This is a genomic window from Staphylococcus kloosii (assembly GCF_003019255.1).
Classification (GTDB): Bacteria; Bacillota; Bacilli; order Staphylococcales; family Staphylococcaceae; genus Staphylococcus; species Staphylococcus kloosii.
In genome coordinates this window covers 250,478-272,924 of the sequence record NZ_CP027846.1, presented here as the reverse complement: position 1 = coordinate 272,924, position 22,447 = coordinate 250,478, and the positions used below count along the sequence as shown (strand labels likewise).

Genomic DNA, 22,447 nt, shown 5'->3' with positions numbered 1-22,447 from the left:
TTGCTTTCATTGCTTCCAATAAAAAAGAGTAATATGTTTGGACTATAATAAAGTCTTTATAGATTGCAAAATTATTGAGAGTAGAGTGATGTTTGTATGAAACAATTCGTAGTAACTTATGATAATGCACTACTTTTATTTACACAGGAGCATGATGGTTATCGCATTGAATCTAAATTTAAAGGTGCGAATCCAATTGCCGTAACACAAGATCCGATTGATACGAATATAATTTATTGTGGTACTTTTGATCGTGGATTATGGAAAAGTGACGACAGTGGTGAAACATGGATACCGATAGGCACACGTTTTAAAAATAATGATGCGTTCAAACAAGAAGATATACACATGACGCGTGTCACTTCAGTGAAAGCATATAAAAATGAAGATGGAACATCATCTATGTTACTCGTTGGAACTGAACCAAGTGCGCTATTCGTTTCTTATGATCAAGGCGCAAGTTTTGAAATAGTAACTGATTTTTCACACATTGAAGGGAAGGATAAGTGGTTCTTTCCACCTAGACCGTATACACATCATGTAAAATGGCAAGCCAGTAACCCACAGCAACCACAAAATATATTTGTCACAATAGAAGCGGGTGGCATGCTATATTCAGAAGATTATGGACAAAGTTGGCAGTCAAATAAAGCTAGTTATGCGCCTGTAGATATTCACGTTCTACGTACGCATCCAAATCTGCCTAATAAATTGTATGGCGTATGTGGAGATGCCTTTTTAAATACTGGTCATGGCACTGTGATTGAAAGTGATGATTATGGTGCAACTTGACAAGATATAAACGAGGGCATTGAAGACAAATATGGCTATAGTTTAGCAGTAAATAAAGATAATCAACTTGTTATTGCAACGGCAAAGTTCCCATATCAGGCACATAGCTATACAGATGATACTGAATCAACTATTTATTATCGACAAAATGATAAGTGGATTGAGGCAACGGAAGGCTTACCTGAGCAACAAGGAACTATTATTTCAGCGTTAACTGAATATGAAGGTGTATTCTATGCAGCTAATAATAAAGGCATCTTTTATTCAGAAAATGGTGGCCAACAATGGCAACAACTAAACGTTAATTGGCCACATGAATTTACTAACCAACATGCACATCAAATAATCCCGATAGTTTAAAATTTGAAGGATAAAGGTGGTCATTATTTATCGATAAATTTACTTGTGAAAAACAGGTAACTACATTTTTTCAAGCATATGAACGGCAGTTTAATCGGGCAATAAAACAACAAAGTGACAGAGAAACTTTAAGTCAATTTTATGCAGAATCATTTATTGCTGCTAATCCTAATGGGGTAAATACTGGCGACAACAATGAAACGTTCCAACAAATGATGTATGAAGGCTATAAATATTATCGAGCGATAGGCACACAAGAAATGAAATTTTTAGACGTCTCGGTGGCTAAAATAGATGAATTACACGTTATAGCCCATACGACATGGCAGGCAACTTATCTTAAAGATGATCAAGAAATAACAATCCCATTTAACGCACATTACTTACTACAAATACGGCAAAATAAACCAGTTATATTTGGATGGATAACTGGAGATGAACAGCAACTATTACAAGAATACGGCATTATATAAAAAAGAGGGGGAACTCATTTGAACTCCCTCCTTTTTTTATTTTTAATATTTTGATATAGCCTCTATCATTAATTTCCAAAAACCTTCAACATCTAGTTCTACACCAAACTTAGCATTAATCGGCTTTTTAGTAACACCAAGTAAATCTACACAAGTAGTGCCAAGTGTGTATTCTCCTTTTGTTTCTATAGATATATTAACGTCTTTCAATGTAAATAAATCAGGTGCAATACAATAAGCAATAGTTAATACGTCGTGAAGCGGTGGTCCATCGTTAAAATTAAAACTTTCTTTATATGTGTGAGCAAAAAATGCCAATAAGTCGCTAACAATATTAGCTACTGGATTGTCGATGCTGTCTATTTGTTTTATAACTTCTTGTGTAGCTATTGCCTGATGCGTAATGTCTAGACCCATAACAGTAATAGGTAATTCACTATCCAAAACCTTTTTAGCTGCTTCAGGATCTGCCCATATATTAAATTCAGCAATCGGTGTCCAATTACCAAATGTACCGCCACCCATAATGACAATTTCTGCAATATTTTCTTTGATTTCAGGTCTCTTAGTGAGTGCCAAAGCTACATTCGTTAACGGTCCTGTAGCCACAATAGTTACAGGTTTCTCGCTTTGTTTAACCTTATTTATAATCATATCCGAACCATGTTTATCGCTCCATGAACGAGAAGGTTCAGGAAATTCAGGTCCATCTAATCCCGACTCGCCATGTATTGACGGTGCAGTTTCACGCAAGCGTACTAAAGGTTCACTTGCGCCTTTAGCTACTTCTATATTATTTAATCCCACAAGATCATAGATTTTTAATGCATTTTCAGTCGTTTTTTCAATTTCAGCATTTCCTGAAACTGTGCTAATCCCTAAAATTTCAAGTTGCGGTTGTACTGCCGCTAAAATAATAGCTATAGCATCATCATGTCCCGGATCACAATCCATTATTATTTTTTTACGCAACGAGACCTCCCCCTTTGTCATCTGATTTAGTCGTTTTCTTATATTATAAATCAAGGTTATTAGATTAGCAGAGAAAAACATTCAATCTAGTAGTTATAAAAAAAGAAACTCACATGAGTTTCCTTTTTAAAGTAATTTAATTATTGCATTGACGCCCCGATTAAACCGAAACCAACAGATATAACTAAATAAGCAATCGCCCATATCCATGATGCTTTTTTAGAGAAGTGGTTTGTTGCATATAACATGATGCCAAAAACGTATGCACCTAGCACAGTTTGTAAATCAAATACGCCAAGCCATGGGTTACCTTTGTCAAAAATATTTAAACTTGTCAGACTATAATCGTTAATTGATAATCCAGCAATCCATTGTATTAAGATTACGACTAAAGCAACAATAGTAGTAATTAAAGTATAACTTAACGTTGCAGAGAAAATTGATTTTGCAGACGCATCAGATTTCATAATTTTAGCAATAACTAAGAAAATTAAGAACATAACACCAATCATAATAACAGCACCAATTGAACCACCAATAAGACCAATAATTTTAGTCATTGACTCCAATTGTTGTGATTGAGCACCAGACATATCAGTGCCTTGGGAAATTTTAGAATAATCCATTGTAAATGTAGAAATGACTGCCGTTAATACTGCTACCACGATAGCTAAAATAAGTTTTAAACCCCATTTTGGCTTATTTCTTAATGAAGCAAAATGTTTTGCGAAAAGCAAATTCGATTCTTCCATAAGTAACGCCTCCATATGTATTATTTTTTCGTAACAAAGCATAACACAAGTTAATTTATAAAAAAATACTTAAATAACAATATTTTGTATTAACTTAAAATAAAACTAAAACACAATAAATAAAACAAAGAAAAATTCATTAATACTTATTAATCATAAAAAATTATTATGTAATATATTTTTTGTTGTGTAATTATGACAGGCTTATGTTAACTATGAAAATAAGGAGTGTCCAATAGTTGAAAAAGAAATAGATACTGAATTAAATAATAATGATATGAATAATATTTACAATGCGATGATTACTAATAACCTTCGATCATATTATTTTAAACACATACGATGATATGAAAAGTATTCACTTACAAATTTCTCAGAGGAATTGAAAATCTATTAATTGAATTTCGATTAAAAGACATGGAAATAATAAAATTCAATAACCAATAACCAAAGAATCTTTTAACTCAAATCATAAATAATCTTTTTACATGCTTGAACAAGTTGATCGTGAAATTCTCGTATCTCTAAAAAGTTTTAAAAGGTATTACGCAAATGAAGTGTCAAAATGAGACGGTTACTTCTTTGCAAGGCTATTTAATGAAAACCATTTTATCTGAATTAGAGGAAATGCATTCAACCTACATGCGTAGTAAAATTATGGATAATATTTTTATTAGTAGCAAGAAGATAATTAATTTCAAAGAATTGGAACGTTAGTCAAAATACCAATGTTTCAATTCTTTTTGTCTCTGCGAAAATTATAGCGTTTAACTAAGCAATGTCTAAAAATGACTTCTACCTTTACTAAAAGTTCATTTCTAGATGATCTGGAAAATAAAAATCATTATTGAAGATATGTTTGTTTTCATAATTTGAATAGCTTCTGTAATGATTTGGTCATTCGGCATGTTACATCGTTCTGCAAGTGCCAAGAATGTTTTATCAAATAATGAAAAAATTCAAAGTTTATTTTCATAAAAACCTCTTATTTGGCTTATATTTGCTTATAGAAAAACGAAAATGATTATATAGCAGTAAAAATATATGAAGAAAATTGCTAACCACTAATTTCAAAGTTATAAACCTATGTAACCTAAAATGTGATTGCTATACGTTCATAAATTATATATCAGTTCAATCAAATTGTAGATTCTAGTTTTTGGGGATTTCTAGAATGATTACTTTCAGCTATAGTTTGAAAATTACAATAGAATTGTTTTGTTAAAATTCCACAATTATAAAATTTATCAACTTTTAAATAAGTAAAAAGAGTCAAAAGTAAGTAGATATTAAAATAATTTAAATATATATAATCTTAGATATTTAGTATGGAAATTTAGTTTATTCTATTAACATAAGGGTAATAAAACGATAGAAAATGGTATTCAAGCAGGCGTTCTCTATTTGAGCTCCCTATACTTAAAAAGGAGTTTGATACGATGAACGTGGAAAATGAATTTTTTATTAATCCTGAAGAAATCAATGTTGATTGGGGACAGCTTATAACTGATGAGTACGAATTAGTGGAGGCTGGTTACCCCTCTTTATTATTAGAAGAGTGGATAACTAATAATCAATTAAAACCATTTTCTGAACAAGGTGGTAAAAGACATTTTTATACTAAAGATGTTTTTAAACTCACTGTTTATCATGTTTTAAACCAAAATAATATGAAACATGATGATAAAGTCGTGGATTAATTTTAATCCATGACTTTTTAATTGAAGATTTCTAATTGTCAAAAAAATTGTTCAAATACTGCTATCGACCTTTTAGCTGTATTATTTCATGTTCTAAGTTATGCAAACTTTGAAAGTATTCTAATATATTATGGCCAGCAGTTTCATCTTTAGGAAAAAAATCATCTTTTTCTATCCAATGAGCTAATTTTCCTAAAGGGGTGTTATCATCACGAAATGTTTGAATAAAATCATAGAAGGTCATAATCGCACTCCAATTTCAATGTATACAATTAATTGTAGCATTTACATTAATTCATACGAAAGTTTATTGTGATAAATTTTTATTAAAGTAAGAAAAAAAGATGATGAAGATAATATTGAGGCGAAATTTGAAGATGGTATTTTATCTGTAGATTTACCAAAAACAGAAAATAGTCAAAGAAAAGTAATATATATTGATATAAAAAAGAGAAGTGAAAATATTTTCACTTCTCTTTTTTATGGTTTTAAGAAACGAGTATCTTCTTGTCTTAATTCTATATAGAAATATTATAACAATAGAATGCAATTATGATGAAAATGTATTTTGAATAACTTTTAAAATTTAAAAGCCTCTCCAAGTAAATGAGAGATGCTAAAAAATAAAGTTCGGCTTATTTTAATTTTAATGGCTGTGTTATATCAATACCTAATACAGGAGGAACTAAGAAATAAACCACAAGCACAATGATTACGACACTGACCATGTTAACCCAAAAACCAACAGTAGCCATTTTCTTAATCGTAATTTTTCCTGTACCAAAAACGATAGCATTGGGAGGTGTACCCACAGGTAACATATAAGCACAATTCGCTGCCATAGCAGCCGGAACCATTAATAATAGCGGATGCACATGAATTGCTACTGATAACGTCGCTAAAATAGGTAAAATCATAGTCGCAGTTGCCGTATTTGATGTAATCTCAGTTAAAAATAACACAAATATAGTTATAACAATCACAATGATGAGTGGACTGACCCCATTAATTAATTTTAATTGTTGACCTAACCATTGGTCTAATCCACTTTCAGAAATACCTTTAGCTAACGCTAGGCCACCACCAAATAGAATTAAAACGCCCCATGGCAAGTTTTTAGCAATGTCCCAATCTATTATGCGTTTATACTGGGACTTGTCTTTTGCAGGAATTAAAAATAATAATACTGAAATTAACATGGCCACGGTCCCATCTTCGAATTCGGAGGTGATTTGCCAATGTTTTAATAAAAATTCTCTACTTATCCATAGGAAACTTGCCAGTATGAAAATAATTAATACCATTTTTTCTTCATATTTAATAGTACCTAATTCAGCTAATTTTTTTTGAATTATTTTTTTTCCGCCAGGTAAGTCTTTCATATCATGTTTAAATGCTATAAAGCGTATATATACCCATACCAAAAGTAATAAAATAATAACCGTTGGTACGCCAATAATCATCCATTTGCCAAAACTAATTTCTTCGCCAAATGCTGACTGATACTGGCCCTTCAAAATGATTAACGGTGGTGTTCCGATTAAAGTGCCTAAGCCGCCTATAGTCCCCGCATAACCAATTGCTAATACGAGGGATTGTTCAAATTTACTTATGCTTTCGAGTTTTATGTCTTGATTTTTGAGATCACGAGCTTCTTTAATAATCGCTAAACCAATGGGGATCATGATCATAACAGCAGCTGTGTTTGAAACGAACATAGATAATATGCCTGTAGCTATCATAAATCCTAGCAATATTTTTCCAACACTTGTCCCTAAATAATTAATAATAACTAAAGCTATGCGTGTATGTAAATTCCATCTTTCCATAGCAGTTGCTAGAATAAAGCCACCTAGAAATAAGAAAATAATATCATTACCATATTGTGCAGAAACTTCCTCGGGTTTAAGTACGTGTCCCATAGGCAATAATATTAAAGGTATTAAACTTGTAGCAGCGATAGGGATTGCTTCTGTAATCCACCAAACCGCAATCCACAATGTAAGAGCTAGGACAAATAGCCCTTTACCTGATAAATGTTCAGGTTGAAAGAATATTAAAACTACAGCGAATAATAGAGGCCCTAAAATTAGACCCACAGTTTGACTCATTGTGTAAGAAGATTGTTTTTTCATATTCTCTTAATGCTCCTTTGTCAATAAGGTTAAATACTTATGTATTTAATAGAGCATTATACTACACATATAAACTTAATGAAATCGCTTACAAAAACGTTTAAAAAATTTTTTCTAATTTATTTTATTTTATATAAAGTTAGTTAAATCATTTAAATAAAAATGTAGCACTAATAGCTGATTGCATTCCCAATGCCACACCACTCAATAAAGTTAAAAAAACAATAATTATTCCCATTTTTAGTCCTCCTAGTTGATTAAAATGAGTGCAATTACCATTGAAATAATTGCAAATATTTTTCCTTATTGATTTCAGATTTTTTACTACCAAGCCAACCAAAATGCTCTACAATCATACTAATTATTAGTTGACCTATAATTACAGAAACCATTGTTATACCAACACCAACAAATGGAACGCTAATTACAATAACTGTTAAATAGACAACTCATAAAACTCCACCAAGTAATTTCCATTTAGGAGCCTCAACTGCGTATGAAATTTTCCCTTTACCAAAAAATAAACAAAGTAATCAATGTAGATCTACTGACATTCAAAATATTACAGAGTTCCTTTTTCTGTTGATAGCTTATCGCCAATTTCTAAATTTGTATCAATTATGTATCTTTTAATTTTTTCTATAATTGTATAATTCGAGCGCTGTTTATTGATGATGTTCACCTTCCTTAAATTTGTATGATTAATTTTATCAACTATAAAAATATTATTAAAAAAGCAACTTGCTTTTTACAAAAGTTGTAATATACTGATTACGATTATATGAGAAAAGTTATTATAATATTCAATATTAACTTTACTTATTATATTTCAAATAATTATATTTATATGATTATAAAATAGGAGGGTCTGAATGAGAATTAATGTTTTACAACACACACCAAATGAAGGTGTCGGGTCTATTGGAGAGTGGGCTAAAGAAAGAGGTCATGATTTATACATTTACCATCCCTATTTCTATAATGGGGTTTTGCCAATTGCAGAAGAAACAGACTTGCTTATAATTTTAGGTGGTCCAATGAGCCCAAATGATTCAAATGACTGGATTTTTAAAGAAAGAGATTTGATTAGAGAGCTGTTGAAAGATAATAAACCAATGTTTGGGGCTTGTTATGGTGCTCAACAAATAACAAAAGCTATTGGTTATACAGTAAGTAAGTCACCAGTAAAAGAAGTGGGTTGGGATCAGGTTTATCTAGAAACTAATACTATTCCAGATTTGCCTAAAGAATTAATAGCATTACATTGGCATGAAGAAATGTTCCAAATACCTAAAAATGCGGAATTATTGTTTTCAAGTGAGTATTTAACAAACCAAGGTTTTTTACTAAATAATAATGTTATTGGTTTACAATTCCATTTTGAGCCAGGACCTTTTGATGTTAAAGAAATTGTTACTAATGATTTTACTTACGCAGTAGATTCTGTATTAAATCAATCTCCCAAAGAAATCATTGATTATAAAGTTCCAGAAGAAAACAAAGAAGTAATGTTTAAATTATTAGACTACATAACTAAGGATTAGGAGATTATTCATCTCCTAATCCTTGTTTTTTAATTTTACTTATAAGCATTTAATTTAAGGAGGCTATCAAATGGAATTGAAACAATTAGAATACTTTGTCGCTTTGTGTGAGAAAATACACTTTGCTCGTGCGGCGGAAAAATTGAACATAGCTCAACCTTCGCTTAGTCAACAAATAAATTTATTGATACATGAGATAGGAGCAGTATTGTTTGAACGCACAGGGAAAAGAAATATTTTAACAGAAACGGGACAAATATTACTGGAGCACAGCTATAATATATTTAGTGAATTGTCTAAGGTAAGGTTAGAAATTAATAAATTGCAAAATTTAAAAAGGGGACAATTAAAAATTGGTTCAATTTTAACAGTTATCGACCATCTCTTAGCACCTACAGCTGTTAAATTTTTTATAATCAGCTGCTATAAAAAACGCATATTTGATTTTATGCCATTCTTTAACAAAAAAACATACAAATGTGAAAATGATAGTAATAAATAATACAAGCATTGTTATTAGTACAATAATATTTTGGTATTTATAGAAAACACTATTTTTGTTATTAATTATCATAAATATCATTAATGCAGGAAAATTCACAAAAATAAACATTAAAATACTAATAGCTATACTTCTAATCAAAATTTTAAACTTACTTTCTGGATGATTTTTAAAGTGAATTACGACACGACTAACACCGTAAGAAATTGTTGATATTACAGCTATAAAACTAGTTATAGATGAAATTACTTTTGTCACTATATCCATAAATTTGGCCCTCATAATTTTTGCTAATAATGTTAAATTGTTCAAATATATCATTGTATGTAAATAATAACATTAAAAGGCTTTTTTAAATAAAGAGTTTTTTAATGTTCATATATAAAATGTTCATTTTTCAAAATGAACAAATAATGGAACTGGTAAAGAGGCAATGAAAATGATTTTTGAAAAATTAACCAATAAAAATAAATGGACTGTCTATAATCTACACAAAAATTTTAGAAATCATTTCTATGAATTTTTTATGCTGTAAAAAATACAGTGAGGCTACTTTATCAGATAAATTAAGATTATTTAAATATGTTGAATATTTCCACTATATAGTTATCTATAATAATTGAATTTTATTTGACTGTTATATGAAAATAATTTACATAATCGATGATTATCAGAAGTTTTAAAAGCTTAGTAATATAGTTTTCTTCGAAGAATAAGAACTAAAAAATTAAGCATAATACTAGATAAATAATAGAGCACTAACGTCTCCATATGTATTATTTTTCGTAACAAAGCATAACACAAGATAATTTATAAAAAAATACTTAATTAACAATATTTTGTATTAAATTAAAATAAAACTAAAACACAATAAATAAAACAAAGAAAAGTTCATTAATCCTTATTAATCACAAAAAATTATTATGTAATATATTTTTTGTTGTGTAATTATGATAGGCTTGTGTTAACTATGAAAATAAGGAGTGCACAGCAATTGAAAAAGAAATGGTTATGGATTGTTATTGGCCTCGTTGCAATTATTGCTTTAGTAGCGATTGCATTCACTTTAAAACAAGTCAATAGCAGCTCTTCAAAAAAGGATAAAGGCTACGATACATATGAAGTAAAAAAGGAAAACCCGATAAACATAGAAGGTAAAGCTTCACCTAATGCAGTAAAAACATATAACAACAATAGCCAAGTTGGTGATTTTCAAAATACGTTAGTTAAAGATGGCCAAAAGGTTAAACAAGGCGACAAATTAATTAATTATGATACGAATAGCAGTAAACGCCAAGAGCTAGCAAATAAGGTTGATCAAGCACAAAATCAAGTGAATGATGACCAAGAACAAGCAAATCAACGTCCTAATGATAGAGACGTGCAGAGTAAATTAACGCAAGACCAAAGTAGTCTAAATGAAGCACAACAACAACTTTCTCAACACGATAAACAACTCAACGACAGTATGTATGCTTCTTTTGATGGTAAAGTAAACATTAAAAATGATGGCGAAGTCGGCGATGGCGAACCTATCTTACAATTGATTTCAAATGATCCACAAATTAAATCAACGGTTTCCGAATATGATTTAGACAAGATTCACACAGGAGATAAAGTAAATGTTTCGGTAACGAGTAATGGTAAAAAAGGGCACGGTAAAATTAACAAAATTAATGAATTACCAACAAGTTATGACGATAGTACAAGCGGTCAGTCTGCCGGGAGTACACAAGGCGAAGATAGCCAAGATAGTGGGGCTAGCCAAGCATCAAACCCTGTTCAAAACGATCCATCAGGAGGTAAAGAAGGAGATACTTCTAAATACACAGTTATTATAGGTGATTTAGACATTCCTGTACGTTCAGGTCTATCTATGGATGCGAGTATTCCACTTAACACGATGAAATTACCAGACAGCGTCCTAACAAAAGATGACAAAGTGTTTGTCGTAGACAGTTATCATAAAGCACATAAACGAAACATTAAAATCGAACGTAATAACGGTCAAATTATCGTCAAAGAAGGTCTGAAAGCAGGAGACAAAGTGATTAAACATCCGAAGAAAACTTTAAATGATGGCGCTAAAGTTGAGGTGTCTTCATGATAGACTTAAAAAATATCAATCGTCATTTTAAAAATGGGAATGAAACGAATCACATTTTAAAAGACATTAATATTCATATCAATGAAGGTGAATTTATCGCTATTATGGGACCCTCAGGTTCAGGTAAAAGTACGCTTATTAATATACTTGGCTTTATAGATAGAGGATATGAAGGCGAGTATTTATTTAATAATCACAACTATAAGAAAAGCTCCGACAACAATCTTGCAGATATTCGAAATAAGACCGTCGGCTTTGTGTTCCAAAACTTTAAATTGATTCAAAATAATACCATTTTGGAAAATGTCAGTGTGCCACTCATTTATAATGGGATGAAGTCACAAGAACGTAAAGATAAAGTGTTAGCTACTTTGCATGATGTCGGTTTATATGACAAAGAAAATTTGTTGCCAAATAAATTATCGGGTGGACAACAACAACGTGTCGCGATAGCACGTTCGATTATCAATGATCCAAAGTTTATTATTGCCGACGAACCTACAGGAGCGCTTGATTCTAAGACGTCTCAAGATATTATGGAGTTGTTTGTGAAACTGAATAAAGAAAAGCAAACGACGATGATTATGGTGACGCATGACCGTCAAGTTGCCGAAAAGGCAGATAGGGTTATTCATATTCTCGATGGCCGTGTACAAAGAGAAGAGGTGATTGAATGAGCAACTTAGCAAATGTTATTGCCGTTTCGTTTCGTTCAATTATGAAAAATAAGCGTCGTAACATATTTACGATGATAGGTATTATTATCGGTATCGCGGCCGTTATAACGATTATGTCGTTAGGAAATGGATTTAAGAAAACAGCTAGCGATCAATTTTCCGATGCAGGTGCCGGGAAACATCAAGCTTCTATCACCTATCAGACAGAAGATATGAAGGCACCGAAGAAAAATCCTTTTAGTCGTCAAGATATCGATATTGCCAAACAAGTGAACGGCGTGAATAGCGCTAAAATTAAAGAAAGTGAAGATAGTTCATATTCAGCTAAACTAACTAACTCTCAAAAACAAGGTGACGTTAATATCTCAAAAGTAAAAAGTGCTGAATCTGTCGATAAAGGACAAGGTTTTAATGAAGATGCCAACGATACCCAAGAAAAAGTTGTCGTGATTGACCATAAACTTGCCAAAGACGTTTTCAACAATCATGCATTAGGTAAGTCACTTTATATTGAAGGACAAGGTTTTAAAGTCGTTGGTATAGCTAATAGTAGTGGTCAGAGTATGATGTCATTACAAAATGATAATAGCGTCAAAATGCCAAGTAAAACTTTCTCACAATACATGGGCAACCTCTCACAAGATGTGCCTACGTTGCAGTTGAATCTTGATAAAGATGCCAACAAGAAAGACGTAGCCAAGAAAGTTGAAAAGCAACTTAATAAAAAAGGTTCGGGTACGAGTGATGGCAGTTATATGTATTCCGATATGGAATCCATGATGAAAAATATTAATACTGTATTTGATTCCATCACATACTTCGTAGCTGCCGTAGCAGGTATCTCTTTATTTATCGCAGGAATTGGTGTTATGAATGTTATGTATATTTCAGTCGCTGAACGTACCGAGGAAATCGCTATTCGACGTGCCTTCGGTGCCAAAGGGCGCGATATTGAAATACAATTTCTAGTGGAAAGTGTCGTACTATGTCTCATAGGTGGTATTATCGGATTGATCTTAGGCATTTTGATTGCGACATGTGTCGATGCATTAACTCCGAAAATGATTAAGAGTGCGGTCAGTCTAAGCTCAATAATTATAGCCGTAGGTGTCTCTACATTAATCGGTATTATATTCGGCTGGATTCCGGCACGTGCAGCATCTAAGAAAGAGCTTATTGATATTATTAAGTAGTATAAATGTTTTATGATTGCGTAAAATTATTATTAAGAGTCTGGAACAAAATATTATCTCCAGACTCTATTTTTATAATTACAGTAGATGGCTGAATTGAAAATGCGTTTGTATAAAGCTTTTTACGACGCTAGTCATCCCTGTTGGGTCGGGACTACAAAACTTTTTAAACAAAGAAGATTTCTGTCTTGCTCTCATCACTTATAGATTTATTTAAAAAAGGAATGGTTTGCTTATGGAGTTTTTAGAACAATTGATTCGTCATCCTTTTGCATTTATCGGGATTCAATTCATTATGTATTTGTTACTAAGCATATTTCTTTTTGGAGTATATGTATTTATAGCTTTATCACACGTCTCTTGGTTAGAAAAAATTATCACTACGATAGTGTTAAGCATAGTTACAAGTACCGGTCTTTGTTTATTGATATATTTCATTATTATTTAAATAATACGATTTTATTAGTTTTGTATATAGTTGCTAGTAAGTCCAAAGTACTTAAAGTTCATCTTAAATTGAGTTAGTACATTCATGATATAAGAACAATTAACAAACCCCTTAGCAATAGATTGTTAAGGGGTTTGTTCTATAATATAGTAAAAATTTAATTAATCAAGGTAACGTTATTTATTAATGATTTGATATATTTTATAAAAAATTGGATGAATTGCTTTAACAAAATCACCAATATATTCCTCGACATGTGCATTGAATCCTTTTTTAAATTGTTGAACTCCATAATCTTCAGCATTATCACTAAAGTCGCCTGTAATACCGTAAAAATTATAACGTGGAATATTTTGATTTTTAGCAAACTGAATCATATCCCATTGGAGACAATAAGCACCATTAAATTGATAAAATTTAGGGTCTGAACCACTAGATAAATAATATACTTCGTCTTTATTGTATATATACAATGCGGCAGCTAAATCTAGTATTTCTCCTTCTTCTTCAAGTAATTGCTGTGCTTCAACTAATTTTTTATCGTTACTCTTTATTTGTTGTTGTAGTTGTTCTACTTTAGATTTACTTTTTTTTGAATTTGGATTGTCAGAGAGTTTTTCTTGTATTTGTTGTAATTGCTCATCTAATTGGTCGCCTTTTTTATTTAATTTTTGTATATATTTATTTAAATCTATGTAAGCTAGTTTTAACATTGAGTGATCAGCGTACATTTTTTGAGCTTCTATAAAAAACTCATAAGGATTTTCTCTATACTTAAAATTATGTCTATCTTCTGCTTTTTTAAATAGCTTATAAAAGCGATCTGTTTCAGATATATCTAAAGTTGTTGTTTCTACTCCCATTTCTATCGACTTTTTAATATTTCGACGAGTTTGATAATCCATATTTTTCATTAAATCTTGTTCACTTTTATCTTTTAAATCTAATACAGATAACCAGCGAATTTGACTTTTTTGAGAATAACCTACTGTATACCCTTGATGTTTAAAACCCAATTTTCGAAGTTGATGAATTAATTTCGTATTATCATGAGATTTTAATACTTCCCCATCTGCATCTCTCATATTTTCAATTATGTATGGGTCTACCGAAACAAACAAAGTTTTTTGTTTTTTTAAATATTTAGTTAATCCCTTAAAAAAGCATTGAACTACTTCTTTATTTTGATAATCTAGTACAGGTCCCTTATGTGAATAGAAGTATTTGAAAAATTTCATTGCTCTTGCTTCTGATAATAAACAAGCTGCAACAATATTATTATTATTGTTTTTTACACCTACTAAATGTACATCCCCTTTATTTTGTTCCCTATAATTATATTGATCTACTGATTGCGTAAAATGAACTGGATAATGACGAATAAAATTTCCATATTCTTTTTCAGTTAATCTAGTAAAAAACATAAAACACACCACCTAATCTAAAATTGTAATATATTTTACACTATTTATATAAAAATTCAAATAATTTAGAAAAATAGAACTTTTGTTGTATAATCACATTTAAAATAACTGAGTATTCAATTTTAAATGTTGTAATGTATGATGGCATTTACGTTATATATTGTTATTTACATTATTCAAATTTTCCTAATACTACTCGTTAAACTGAGAGGGATAACTTATGCAAAAAATTATATTAATTGGTTCGTCAGGCTCTGGTAAGTCTACGTTTTCTAGAAAGTTATCAAGAGCGATGAATATACCTGTTTATCATTTAGATGCATTATTTTGGAAACCCAATTGGAATATGCGAAATCTAGCTGAAAAGATAGACATTCAAGAAGCAATACTAAAACAAGAAAAGTGGATTATAGATGGGAATTACACGGATATATTGGATGATAGATTAAAGTGTGCAGACACAGTTATATTTTTAGACTTACCGAGAATAATTTGCTATTACAGAGTATTTACGCGATTATTTAAAAATTTAGGGAAAACGAGAATCGATATGGGAAGCGGCTGTAAGGAACGTATATCATTTACTTTCTTAACGTATATTTGGAAATATCCTAAACATAAAAAACCATTTTTATTAAATAAATTCTCTAAATTAAAAGATGACAAAAACATTTATCATTTACACAAACGACAAGATATAAATGCATTTATTCAACAACATACTACATAAAACCAACCGTATTTACGCAGAGCTTTAATTTAGCCCATGTTATGAATTCGCGAGAAAGTGGTAGATATTAAAGTGTAATAATAACTTTTCACTATGAAGGAGTGGTTATATGGGAGTTTTATCTCAAGAAGAACGTATTAAAATATTGTCCGACATTATAGAAATTCAATCTGTAAATGATAAGGAACTTGAAGTTGCTCAATATTTACAAAAGTTATTTTCTTCGTACGACATTAAATCCGATATTGTTAAATTGGATGACTCTGATACGAGAGCTGATTTAGTTGCGGAAATTGGTGAAGGAAAACCTATATTAGGCGTTTCAGGCCATATGGATGTTGTTACGACGGGTGATGTCAATAATTGGAACTACGATCCATTCAAATTAACGGAAGACGAGCAAGGGCGTTTGCATGGTAGAGGCTCTGCCGATATGAAATCAGGTCTCGTTGCGTTAGCATTAAGCCTTATTGAAATTAAGAAGGCAGGCACGTTGAAAAAAGGTACTATCCGATTTATGGCTACAGCTGGAGAAGAAATTACAAGTTCAGGTGCAGCTAAATTATACGATGAAGGTTATATGAATGATGTAGATGCATTACTTATTGCTGAACCTTCCCAAGACGGCATCGTCTATACACATAAAGGTACGATGGATATTGAAGTAACATCTAAAGGTAAGTCTGCGCACAGTTCTATGCCAGAATTGGGTTATAATGCTATTAATCCGCTAACAGACTTTATTCATTATTTAAATGCTGAATATAGTAAGGTGGATACTTCTAGTGAATTGCTTGGTACGCCAACGATGAATTCAACTGTTATTCAGGGCGGTGATCAAGTTAACTCAATACCAGAGTATGCTTCTTCTTTATTTAATATGCGTACAATTCCAGAATTTGATAATAAGAGATTTATAGATTTATTTGAAAAAATTAAAAATAAAGTTGAGCAAGAATCTAATGCTTCGCTTGAAGTTAATCCTTATGTTAACCGTGAGCCGGTATATACTACGGGAGAAAATTCATTTTTAAAATTAACTAAACAATATGGCGACAAATACTTTAATCGCGACTTAGAATTAACAGCATCTACAGCTACGACCGATGCTTCATTTTTAATGAAAGGTAAAGATGACGCCTTTCCATTCGTGATGTATGGTCCCGGTGAAACAGGACAAGCACACCAAGTAGACGAATATGTCTATAAAGACGTTTATTTAACTTTTATCGATTTATACACTAACTTACTTACTGATTATCTTAATCAAGAAAGTTAATATTAAAAAATAAAGAGGTCTAAATACTTTTAAATAAGTATTTAGATCTCTTTTTTTATATCTAAAATAAGACAGAAAGATTTAATTTTTAAATGATAAATAGTAAAGGCTAAATTCTAAGTCTTTTTTGAGGTGTGATTCTAGTAAAGCTAGTGCTTCTTTAATGTTTCTATTATTTAATGCTTCCACAATTTCAGCATGCTCTTCTATTAAACCCGGGCGACGCTTTGTAATAACGGTTTTACTAAACAAATAGATAAAGCTTTTTAGCTTTTGATAGGATTCTTGAATGAATGGATTATTCGTAGCACTCATTATTTTTTGGTGAAACTTATCATTAATTTCTAAAATATGATCTTCATCTTCACTATTTATATCAATTTCGGTATAACTTCTTAATTCTGCTATATCAGAGTCCGTGAAAATAACACCAGCTTTTTCTAGCGCATAAGTTTCAAATAAAATGCGCATTTCAAATATATTTCTATATTCCTCAGTGGTTGGAATGAAAATATAAGAATCTTTTATAAAATATTCTAATTCTAACTGTTTAATAACCTCTCTGATAGGCGTTCTACTGACGTTATATTTTTTAGCTAATTTAACCTCTGTAATTTTTTCAGATTGCTTTAATTCTCCTGAAATAATATCATTTCGAATTTTTTGATATAGCGTTAATTCATTATTGCTATGCATAATTTCACCTCTTTCTTTTATATTACTACAAAAAATTATAAGTTAAAATGTATACATTTATTATGAAAAGGTATACAATTATAAAAAGTAAACGTTTTCAACGGAGGTAATATTATGAAAATTGGATTTATAGGTTTAGGAATTATGGGTAAACCCATGGTTAAAAATTTTCTAAAAGAACAAAATACAGTGCTAGTAAATGATGTGAATAAAGATACAGAACTAGAAATGGTTAAAGAAGGTGCTCAAGCAGTATCAATTACTGAAATGGCCCAAGAAGTTGATTATTTATTCTTATCATTACCGAACGGAGCAATTGTGAAGTCCGTTTTATATAGCGGTCAAGAGTCGATATTGAATCAACCTCAAGTCAATGTAAAAAGTGTAATAGATACAAGCTCACTAACACCAAATGAATCTTTAGAAATTAGTAAGGTTTTAGAAGAAAACTCAGTATCATATATTGATGCGCCGGTAAGTGGTGGGGAGCCATTGGCAATTACAGGTGAATTATCAATCATGGTAGGTTGCAATGAAAATGATTATGAAGACATTAAGAAAGTATGCGAACCAATAGCGCAATCAGTTATACGCGTAGGTGAAGTTGGTTCTGGCAGTGTCGTTAAGTTGGCAAATCAAATTATTGTTAATACGAATATTGCAGCTTTATCCGAAGCAGTAGTATTAGCTAAAAAATTTAATATTGATTTAGAAGCAATGTATCAAGCTATCAAAGGTGGTCTAGCAGGATCTACGGTTATGGATGCGAAATTTCCTAAAATGATTGCTGAAGATTATCAACCTGGCGGTACTTTAAATATTAATTTAAAAGATTTAAAAAATGTTACTTCTACTGCTGATACTGTCGGCTTAACATTACCTGTTTCAAACCAAGTTAAAGAAATATATAAATCAGAAGTTGCGCAAGGCAATGGACTAAATGATCATTCTGGAATTATTAAATATTTCGAAAATATAAATAATATGTAGGTGACAAAATGTTAAATGAAAAGTTGATAAATGAACAAAAAAATGACGAATTTAATAAAAATTTAAGTTCTTTCAATTATAAAATAATCGTATTAGATGATGATCCTACTGGTACTCAAACAGTTAAGGATTTACCGGTATATACACAATGGACTGAAGAGTTATTGGAAGATGGTTTCAAGCAATCGAATAACATGTTCTATATTTTAACTAATTCGCGCGCTCTAAATGAAGAAGAAACTACTGCTTTACATAAAGAAATAAGCAGTAATATTGAAAGGGTTTCACAACGATTAAACCATCCATATTTAATTATAAGCAGAGGCGATTCAACTTTAAGAGGACACTTTTATTTAGAGCCCAAAGTACTAAATGATGCTTCCACTTCGGGCTTTGATGCGGTATTTTATGTGCCGGAATTTTTTGAAGGTAATCGTTTTACTTATAATGGCATTCATTATTTAAAAGAAAATGATACGTATATGCCTGTTGCAGAAAGTGAATTTTCTAATGATACAACATTTGGTTTTAATTCTGAAACAATGGCAGATTTTATTGAAGAAAAAAGTCATGGCGCTATTACATCTAACGAAGTTTATCATATTACATTAGAACAAATTAGAAATCGTGATAAGACAGCAATATTTAAGACTTTCGAATCAATAAATAATTTTGATGCAGTCGTTGTAGACGCTTTGAATGACGAAGATATGGACTACTTTGTGGCATGTTTAACAGAATTTTTAGCCAATCATGAGAAGAAGTTTATGTTTAGAACAGCTGCTTCATTTGTAAAAGCAATGTGTCAAACACCTGGAGAAATTATTAACTTAAAAAATTATAAGCAGAATAATAATGGTGGCATTATCATAGTAGGCTCTCATGTGAAGAAAACGTCTGATCAACTACAGCATTTATTAAATAATACAAATATTAAACAAAGTGAGTTTGACATTAAAAAAGTAACAGAGTCTAATTTAAATGAATATATAGCAGAACAAATTACTCAAGTAGAACAAATTATTAAAGACGGAGAAGATATTGTTATTTACACTTCTCGCGACGTTATAAAAACAGAAGACTTAACAAATAATTTAAGTATTTCAACAAATATTTCAAATAGTTTAGTTGAAATTATCAGAGGGTTACAAGTACAGCCTAAATTTATTATTGCCAAAGGTGGCATTACTTCAAGTGATGTGGCCACAAAAGGGCTAAACATTCATAAAGCAGATGTTATTGGACAAGTAACTAAAGGTGTACCCGTTTGGTTAACAGACAGTGAAGCGAAATATCCAAAAATGGCATATGTGATTTTCCCGGGTAATGTTGGTGACGTTGAAACTTTAACAGAAGTATACAAATTAAATAGTTAAAAGGTCTATAGAAAGTAGGGATGGAAATGTTTGGAGAAATTTGGCCACTGATCAGTGTTGTTATTGGGGTATTAGTGTTACTTGCATTAATTATGTTACTTAAAATGAATACATTTATTGCTTTAATTGTGACATCGATGTTTACGGGTATTATTTTAGGAATGCCAATAGATAAAATCGTTGAGGTTGTAGAAAAAGGTATGGGAGATACGTTAGGTAGTATCGCTATAATCTTTGGACTGGGTTCCATTTTAGGTAAGTTATTATCAGAAGGTGGAGGCGCAACAAAAATTGCGGATAAATTGATTGAGAAATTCGGTGAAAAATATGTAACCTTAGCGATGATTGTTGCTTCGTTTATTATTGGTATATCGCTATTTTTAGAAGTTGCATTTGTTTTACTTATTCCATTAGTATTCACGTTAGCTAAAAGAATGAAGATATCAAATCTTAAAGTCGGTCTACCAATGGCTACTTCTATAGCTATTACGCATGGATTTTTACCACCGCACCCTGGACCTGTAGCAATTTCACAAGCGCTTCATGCTAATATCGGACACGTACTTATGTATGGTTTTATTATAGGTATTCCATTGGCAATTATTGTGGGAGTGGTATTCCCGAAATTAGCATACAAAATTGCTCCAGTTGCGTTTACACGAGAAGGTAATCAAGGAACGATTGCAGATACGCAAAAGATTGAAAATAAAACTTTACCTAGTTTTGGTATTAGTTTATTAACTGCATTAAGCCCAGTTATTTTAATGCTATTAGCCACTGTAGTTCAATTAATTACAGGGCATGAAGACGGTAAGGCGACTGGTTTTGAAGGATTTATATACTTTATAGGATCATCAACGACTGCAATGCTTATCGCTGTATTATTTGCAATGTACACGATGGGTATTAGAAGAAAGCATTCAATGAACCAAATTATGCAAACGGTTTCAGATGCGATTACACCAATTGCGATGTTACTACTAATTATTGGTGGCGGCGGTGTATTCAAGCAAATACTTATTGATGGTGGAGTCGGAGATACAATTTCTAAAATGTTCCACGGTACAGAAATGTCACCAATAATTTTAGCATGGTTAGCTGCAGCTATTCTACGAGTAGCGTTAGGTTCTACAACAGTAGCAGCATTATCATCTGTGGGTATTGTTTTACCACTTATTCAATCAGTAGATGTAAATATTTCACTTGTAGTGTTAGCTATCGGTGCAGGAAGTATCTTTTGTTCACACGTAAATGATGCTGGATTTTGGATGTTCAAAGAATATTTTGGTCTGACTATTAAAGAAACATTTTTAACTTGGACGTTACTTGAATCCATATTATCTGTTTTAGGGTTAGGTTTTATATTACTCGTAAATGTAATTATTTAAAATAAATGCTATAAAGTGAGGATTAAAGTATGAAAAATAGAGAGATTTTACAGCATGCAAAATATGAAAAATTTGCTATTCCACAAATAAATATTAATGAACTTATTTGGATAGAACCAGTATTAAAAGCAGCAGAGTCTATGAAATCACCAATTATAATAGCTACTTCGGATAATTTAATCCCTGAATTAGGGGGATATGAATTTATTTATAAAACGATAAAAAATAAGGTACAAGCTATGGAAATTACAGTCCCTGTCATTATTCATTTAGACCATAGTACATCAGTAGAAAATTGTCGCCATGCGATAGACATTGGCTACGACTCGATTATGTATGATGGTTCAAAATTACCAATTGACTCCAATATTGCCTACACTAAACAAGTTGTAGATTATGCGCATCAAGGTGATGTGTTAGTCGAAGGAGAAGTTGGTGGCGTCGGTGGGACAGAAGATGGCATTAGCGGTAATGTAAAATACGCTAGTTTAGACGATTGTTACCAATTAGTTACGCAAACAAATTTGGATAGTTTGGCACCTGCATTAGGTTCGGTACACGGAGAATATAAAGGGGAACCTAATCTTGGATTTAAAGAAATGGAAGAGATTGAAGCGCAGTTAGACATTCCGTTAGTCTTACATGGTGCTTCTGGAATTTCAGATGAAGAGCTACTAAAAGCGATTGAACTAGGTCATGCGAAGATAAACTTTAATACTGAAGTTAAAATTGCATGGGCTAAACAGCTAAGACAAACTTTAGAAAATGATAAACAGTTATACGACCCTCAAAAGATTATCGGCCCTAGTAAAGATGCTATCGAGGAAGCGGTTAAATCACTTATTATTAAATGTAATGCTTCAAATCACGCTTAGTAGAATAATCCCTTAACAATAATACGTTGTTAAG

20 protein-coding genes and 2 pseudogenes are annotated in these 22,447 nt (G+C 31.3%); 15 read left to right on the top strand and 7 right to left on the bottom strand.

Annotated elements, in window-relative coordinates:
• The first annotated feature begins 96 nt into the window (after nt 1-96).
• On the top strand, nt 97-792 hold the full coding sequence (locus tag C7J89_RS01430; protein ID WP_233432437.1) for a WD40/YVTN/BNR-like repeat-containing protein: 696 nt from the start codon (nt 97-99) through the stop codon (nt 790-792).
• A 389-nt stretch (nt 793-1,181) separates the two neighbouring features.
• Nucleotides 1,182-1,625, top strand: a complete 444-nt coding sequence (locus C7J89_RS01425; RefSeq protein WP_106884371.1) for a DUF6841 family protein — start codon at nt 1,182-1,184, stop codon at nt 1,623-1,625.
• 42 nt (nt 1,626-1,667) lie between these two features.
• Here the strand turns inward: C7J89_RS01425 and C7J89_RS01420 are convergent, their stop codons facing one another.
• Both C7J89_RS01420 and C7J89_RS01415 read right to left on the bottom strand, forming a co-directional pair.
• Nucleotides 1,668-2,618: a nucleoside hydrolase gene (locus tag C7J89_RS01420; RefSeq protein WP_103294563.1), complete on the bottom strand. Its 951-nt coding sequence runs from the start codon at nt 2,616-2,618 to the stop codon at nt 1,668-1,670.
• A gap of 119 nt (nt 2,619-2,737) precedes the next feature.
• Nucleotides 2,738-3,349 carry a YIP1 family protein gene (locus C7J89_RS01415; protein WP_103294564.1) on the bottom strand — a complete coding sequence of 204 codons (612 nt, stop codon included), beginning with the start codon at nt 3,347-3,349 and terminating at the stop codon, nt 2,738-2,740.
• Nucleotides 3,350-4,788: 1,439 nt separating this feature from the next.
• Here C7J89_RS01415 and C7J89_RS01410 point away from each other — a divergent pair.
• On the top strand, nt 4,789-5,049 hold the full coding sequence (locus tag C7J89_RS01410; protein WP_103296177.1) for a hypothetical protein: 261 nt from the start codon (nt 4,789-4,791) through the stop codon (nt 5,047-5,049).
• A gap of 61 nt (nt 5,050-5,110) precedes the next feature.
• Here C7J89_RS01410 and C7J89_RS01405 read toward each other — a convergent pair whose 3' ends face one another.
• Entirely contained in the window at nt 5,111-5,293 is a 183-nt protein-coding gene (locus C7J89_RS01405; RefSeq protein ID WP_103296178.1) for a YozE family protein, read from the bottom strand.
• Nucleotides 5,294-5,368: 75 nt separating this feature from the next.
• On the opposite strand from C7J89_RS01405, the gene C7J89_RS13545 reads away from it, so the two are divergent.
• A complete protein-coding gene (locus tag C7J89_RS13545; protein ID WP_103296179.1) occupies nt 5,369-5,575 on the top strand; it encodes an Hsp20 family protein in 207 nt (68 codons plus the stop codon).
• A 109-nt stretch (nt 5,576-5,684) separates the two neighbouring features.
• Here the strand turns inward: C7J89_RS13545 and C7J89_RS01395 are convergent, their stop codons facing one another.
• On the bottom strand, nt 5,685-7,184 hold the full coding sequence (locus C7J89_RS01395) for an SLC13 family permease (RefSeq protein ID WP_106884370.1): 1,500 nt from the start codon (nt 7,182-7,184) through the stop codon (nt 5,685-5,687).
• Between the two features lie 249 nt (nt 7,185-7,433).
• Nucleotides 7,434-7,717: pseudogene (locus C7J89_RS01390) on the bottom strand (DMT family transporter); the annotation flags it as partial.
• A gap of 339 nt (nt 7,718-8,056) precedes the next feature.
• On the opposite strand from C7J89_RS01390, the gene C7J89_RS01385 reads away from it, so the two are divergent.
• The 5 genes and pseudogenes from C7J89_RS01385 (at nt 8,057) to C7J89_RS01365 (ending at nt 13,207) form a co-directional block, all read left to right on the top strand.
• The gene (locus tag C7J89_RS01385) at nt 8,057-8,728 is read left to right on the top strand and encodes a type 1 glutamine amidotransferase (protein ID WP_103296116.1); all 672 of its coding nucleotides are present in this window, start codon (nt 8,057-8,059) and stop codon (nt 8,726-8,728) included.
• Nucleotides 8,729-8,798: 70 nt separating this feature from the next.
• Nucleotides 8,799-9,137, top strand: a pseudogene (locus tag C7J89_RS01380) (LysR family transcriptional regulator); the annotation flags it as partial.
• A 1,087-nt stretch (nt 9,138-10,224) separates the two neighbouring features.
• Nucleotides 10,225-11,337 (top strand): efflux RND transporter periplasmic adaptor subunit, encoded by a 1,113-nt coding sequence (locus C7J89_RS01375; protein ID WP_103296079.1) that lies wholly within the window; start codon nt 10,225-10,227, stop codon nt 11,335-11,337.
• Nucleotides 11,334-12,014 (top strand): ABC transporter ATP-binding protein, encoded by a 681-nt coding sequence (locus C7J89_RS01370; protein WP_061854157.1) that lies wholly within the window; start codon nt 11,334-11,336, stop codon nt 12,012-12,014. The genes C7J89_RS01375 and C7J89_RS01370 overlap by 4 nt, the downstream gene beginning before the upstream one ends.
• On the top strand, nt 12,011-13,207 hold the full coding sequence (locus C7J89_RS01365) for an ABC transporter permease (protein ID WP_103296078.1): 1,197 nt from the start codon (nt 12,011-12,013) through the stop codon (nt 13,205-13,207). The genes C7J89_RS01370 and C7J89_RS01365 overlap by 4 nt, the downstream gene beginning before the upstream one ends.
• 624 nt (nt 13,208-13,831) lie before the next feature.
• Here C7J89_RS01365 and C7J89_RS01355 read toward each other — a convergent pair.
• Nucleotides 13,832-15,079, bottom strand: coding sequence for an aminoacyltransferase (locus tag C7J89_RS01355; RefSeq protein WP_103296076.1), 1,248 nt, complete (start codon nt 15,077-15,079; stop codon nt 13,832-13,834).
• Nucleotides 15,080-15,299: 220 nt separating this feature from the next.
• On the opposite strand from C7J89_RS01355, the gene C7J89_RS01350 reads away from it, so the two are divergent.
• Both C7J89_RS01350 and C7J89_RS01345 read left to right on the top strand, forming a co-directional pair.
• Complete coding sequence (locus C7J89_RS01350; protein ID WP_103296075.1) at nt 15,300-15,809, top strand: DNA topology modulation protein; 510 nt, start codon at nt 15,300-15,302, stop codon at nt 15,807-15,809.
• Nucleotides 15,810-15,918: 109 nt separating this feature from the next.
• Nucleotides 15,919-17,088: an ArgE/DapE family deacylase gene (locus C7J89_RS01345; protein ID WP_103296074.1), complete on the top strand. Its 1,170-nt coding sequence runs from the start codon at nt 15,919-15,921 to the stop codon at nt 17,086-17,088.
• An 81-nt stretch (nt 17,089-17,169) separates the two neighbouring features.
• Here the strand turns inward: C7J89_RS01345 and C7J89_RS01340 are convergent, their stop codons facing one another.
• On the bottom strand, nt 17,170-17,784 hold the full coding sequence (locus C7J89_RS01340; protein WP_103296073.1) for a GntR family transcriptional regulator: 615 nt from the start codon (nt 17,782-17,784) through the stop codon (nt 17,170-17,172).
• Nucleotides 17,785-17,898: 114 nt separating this feature from the next.
• Here C7J89_RS01340 and C7J89_RS01335 point away from each other — a divergent pair, with 114 nt between their 5' ends.
• From C7J89_RS01335 to C7J89_RS01320, 4 genes are read left to right on the top strand one after another with little or no spacing between them, the layout of a single operon-like run.
• On the top strand, nt 17,899-18,774 hold the full coding sequence (locus C7J89_RS01335; RefSeq protein WP_103296118.1) for an NAD(P)-binding domain-containing protein: 876 nt from the start codon (nt 17,899-17,901) through the stop codon (nt 18,772-18,774).
• A gap of 8 nt (nt 18,775-18,782) precedes the next feature.
• Nucleotides 18,783-20,150: a four-carbon acid sugar kinase family protein gene (locus C7J89_RS01330; protein ID WP_103296119.1), complete on the top strand. Its 1,368-nt coding sequence runs from the start codon at nt 18,783-18,785 to the stop codon at nt 20,148-20,150.
• 26 nt (nt 20,151-20,176) lie between these two features.
• Complete coding sequence (locus C7J89_RS01325) at nt 20,177-21,538, top strand: gluconate:H+ symporter (RefSeq protein ID WP_103296120.1); 1,362 nt, start codon at nt 20,177-20,179, stop codon at nt 21,536-21,538.
• Nucleotides 21,539-21,567: 29 nt separating this feature from the next.
• Complete coding sequence (locus C7J89_RS01320; protein ID WP_103296121.1) at nt 21,568-22,413, top strand: ketose-bisphosphate aldolase; 846 nt, start codon at nt 21,568-21,570, stop codon at nt 22,411-22,413.
• Nucleotides 22,414-22,447 lie beyond the last annotated feature (34 nt).

Bases quoted from the DNA above. Each gene is read 5' to 3' on its own strand.
- C7J89_RS01365 (WP_103296078.1), top strand. From the start codon at position 12,011: ATGAGCAACTTAGCAAATGTTATTGCCGTTTCGTTTCGTTCAATTATG.
- C7J89_RS01330 (WP_103296119.1), top strand. From the start codon at position 18,783: ATGTTAAATGAAAAGTTGATAAATGAACAAAAAAATGACGAATTTAAT.
- C7J89_RS01395 (WP_106884370.1), bottom strand. From the start codon at position 7,184: ATGAAAAAACAATCTTCTTACACAATGAGTCAAACTGTGGGTCTAATT.
- C7J89_RS01420 (WP_103294563.1), bottom strand. From the start codon at position 2,618: ATGACAAAGGGGGAGGTCTCGTTGCGTAAAAAAATAATAATGGATTGT.
- C7J89_RS01355 (WP_103296076.1), bottom strand. From the start codon at position 15,079: ATGTTTTTTACTAGATTAACTGAAAAAGAATATGGAAATTTTATTCGT.
- C7J89_RS01340 (WP_103296073.1), bottom strand. From the start codon at position 17,784: ATGCATAGCAATAATGAATTAACGCTATATCAAAAAATTCGAAATGAT.
- C7J89_RS01430 (WP_233432437.1), top strand. From the start codon at position 97: ATGAAACAATTCGTAGTAACTTATGATAATGCACTACTTTTATTTACA.
- C7J89_RS01385 (WP_103296116.1), top strand. From the start codon at position 8,057: ATGAGAATTAATGTTTTACAACACACACCAAATGAAGGTGTCGGGTCT.
- C7J89_RS01415 (WP_103294564.1), bottom strand. From the start codon at position 3,349: ATGGAAGAATCGAATTTGCTTTTCGCAAAACATTTTGCTTCATTAAGA.
- C7J89_RS01405 (WP_103296178.1), bottom strand. From the start codon at position 5,293: ATGACCTTCTATGATTTTATTCAAACATTTCGTGATGATAACACCCCT.
- C7J89_RS01320 (WP_103296121.1), top strand. From the start codon at position 21,568: ATGAAAAATAGAGAGATTTTACAGCATGCAAAATATGAAAAATTTGCT.
- C7J89_RS01370 (WP_061854157.1), top strand. From the start codon at position 11,334: ATGATAGACTTAAAAAATATCAATCGTCATTTTAAAAATGGGAATGAA.
- C7J89_RS01350 (WP_103296075.1), top strand. From the start codon at position 15,300: ATGCAAAAAATTATATTAATTGGTTCGTCAGGCTCTGGTAAGTCTACG.
- C7J89_RS01345 (WP_103296074.1), top strand. From the start codon at position 15,919: ATGGGAGTTTTATCTCAAGAAGAACGTATTAAAATATTGTCCGACATT.
- C7J89_RS01325 (WP_103296120.1), top strand. From the start codon at position 20,177: ATGTTTGGAGAAATTTGGCCACTGATCAGTGTTGTTATTGGGGTATTA.
- C7J89_RS01410 (WP_103296177.1), top strand. From the start codon at position 4,789: ATGAACGTGGAAAATGAATTTTTTATTAATCCTGAAGAAATCAATGTT.
- C7J89_RS01335 (WP_103296118.1), top strand. From the start codon at position 17,899: ATGAAAATTGGATTTATAGGTTTAGGAATTATGGGTAAACCCATGGTT.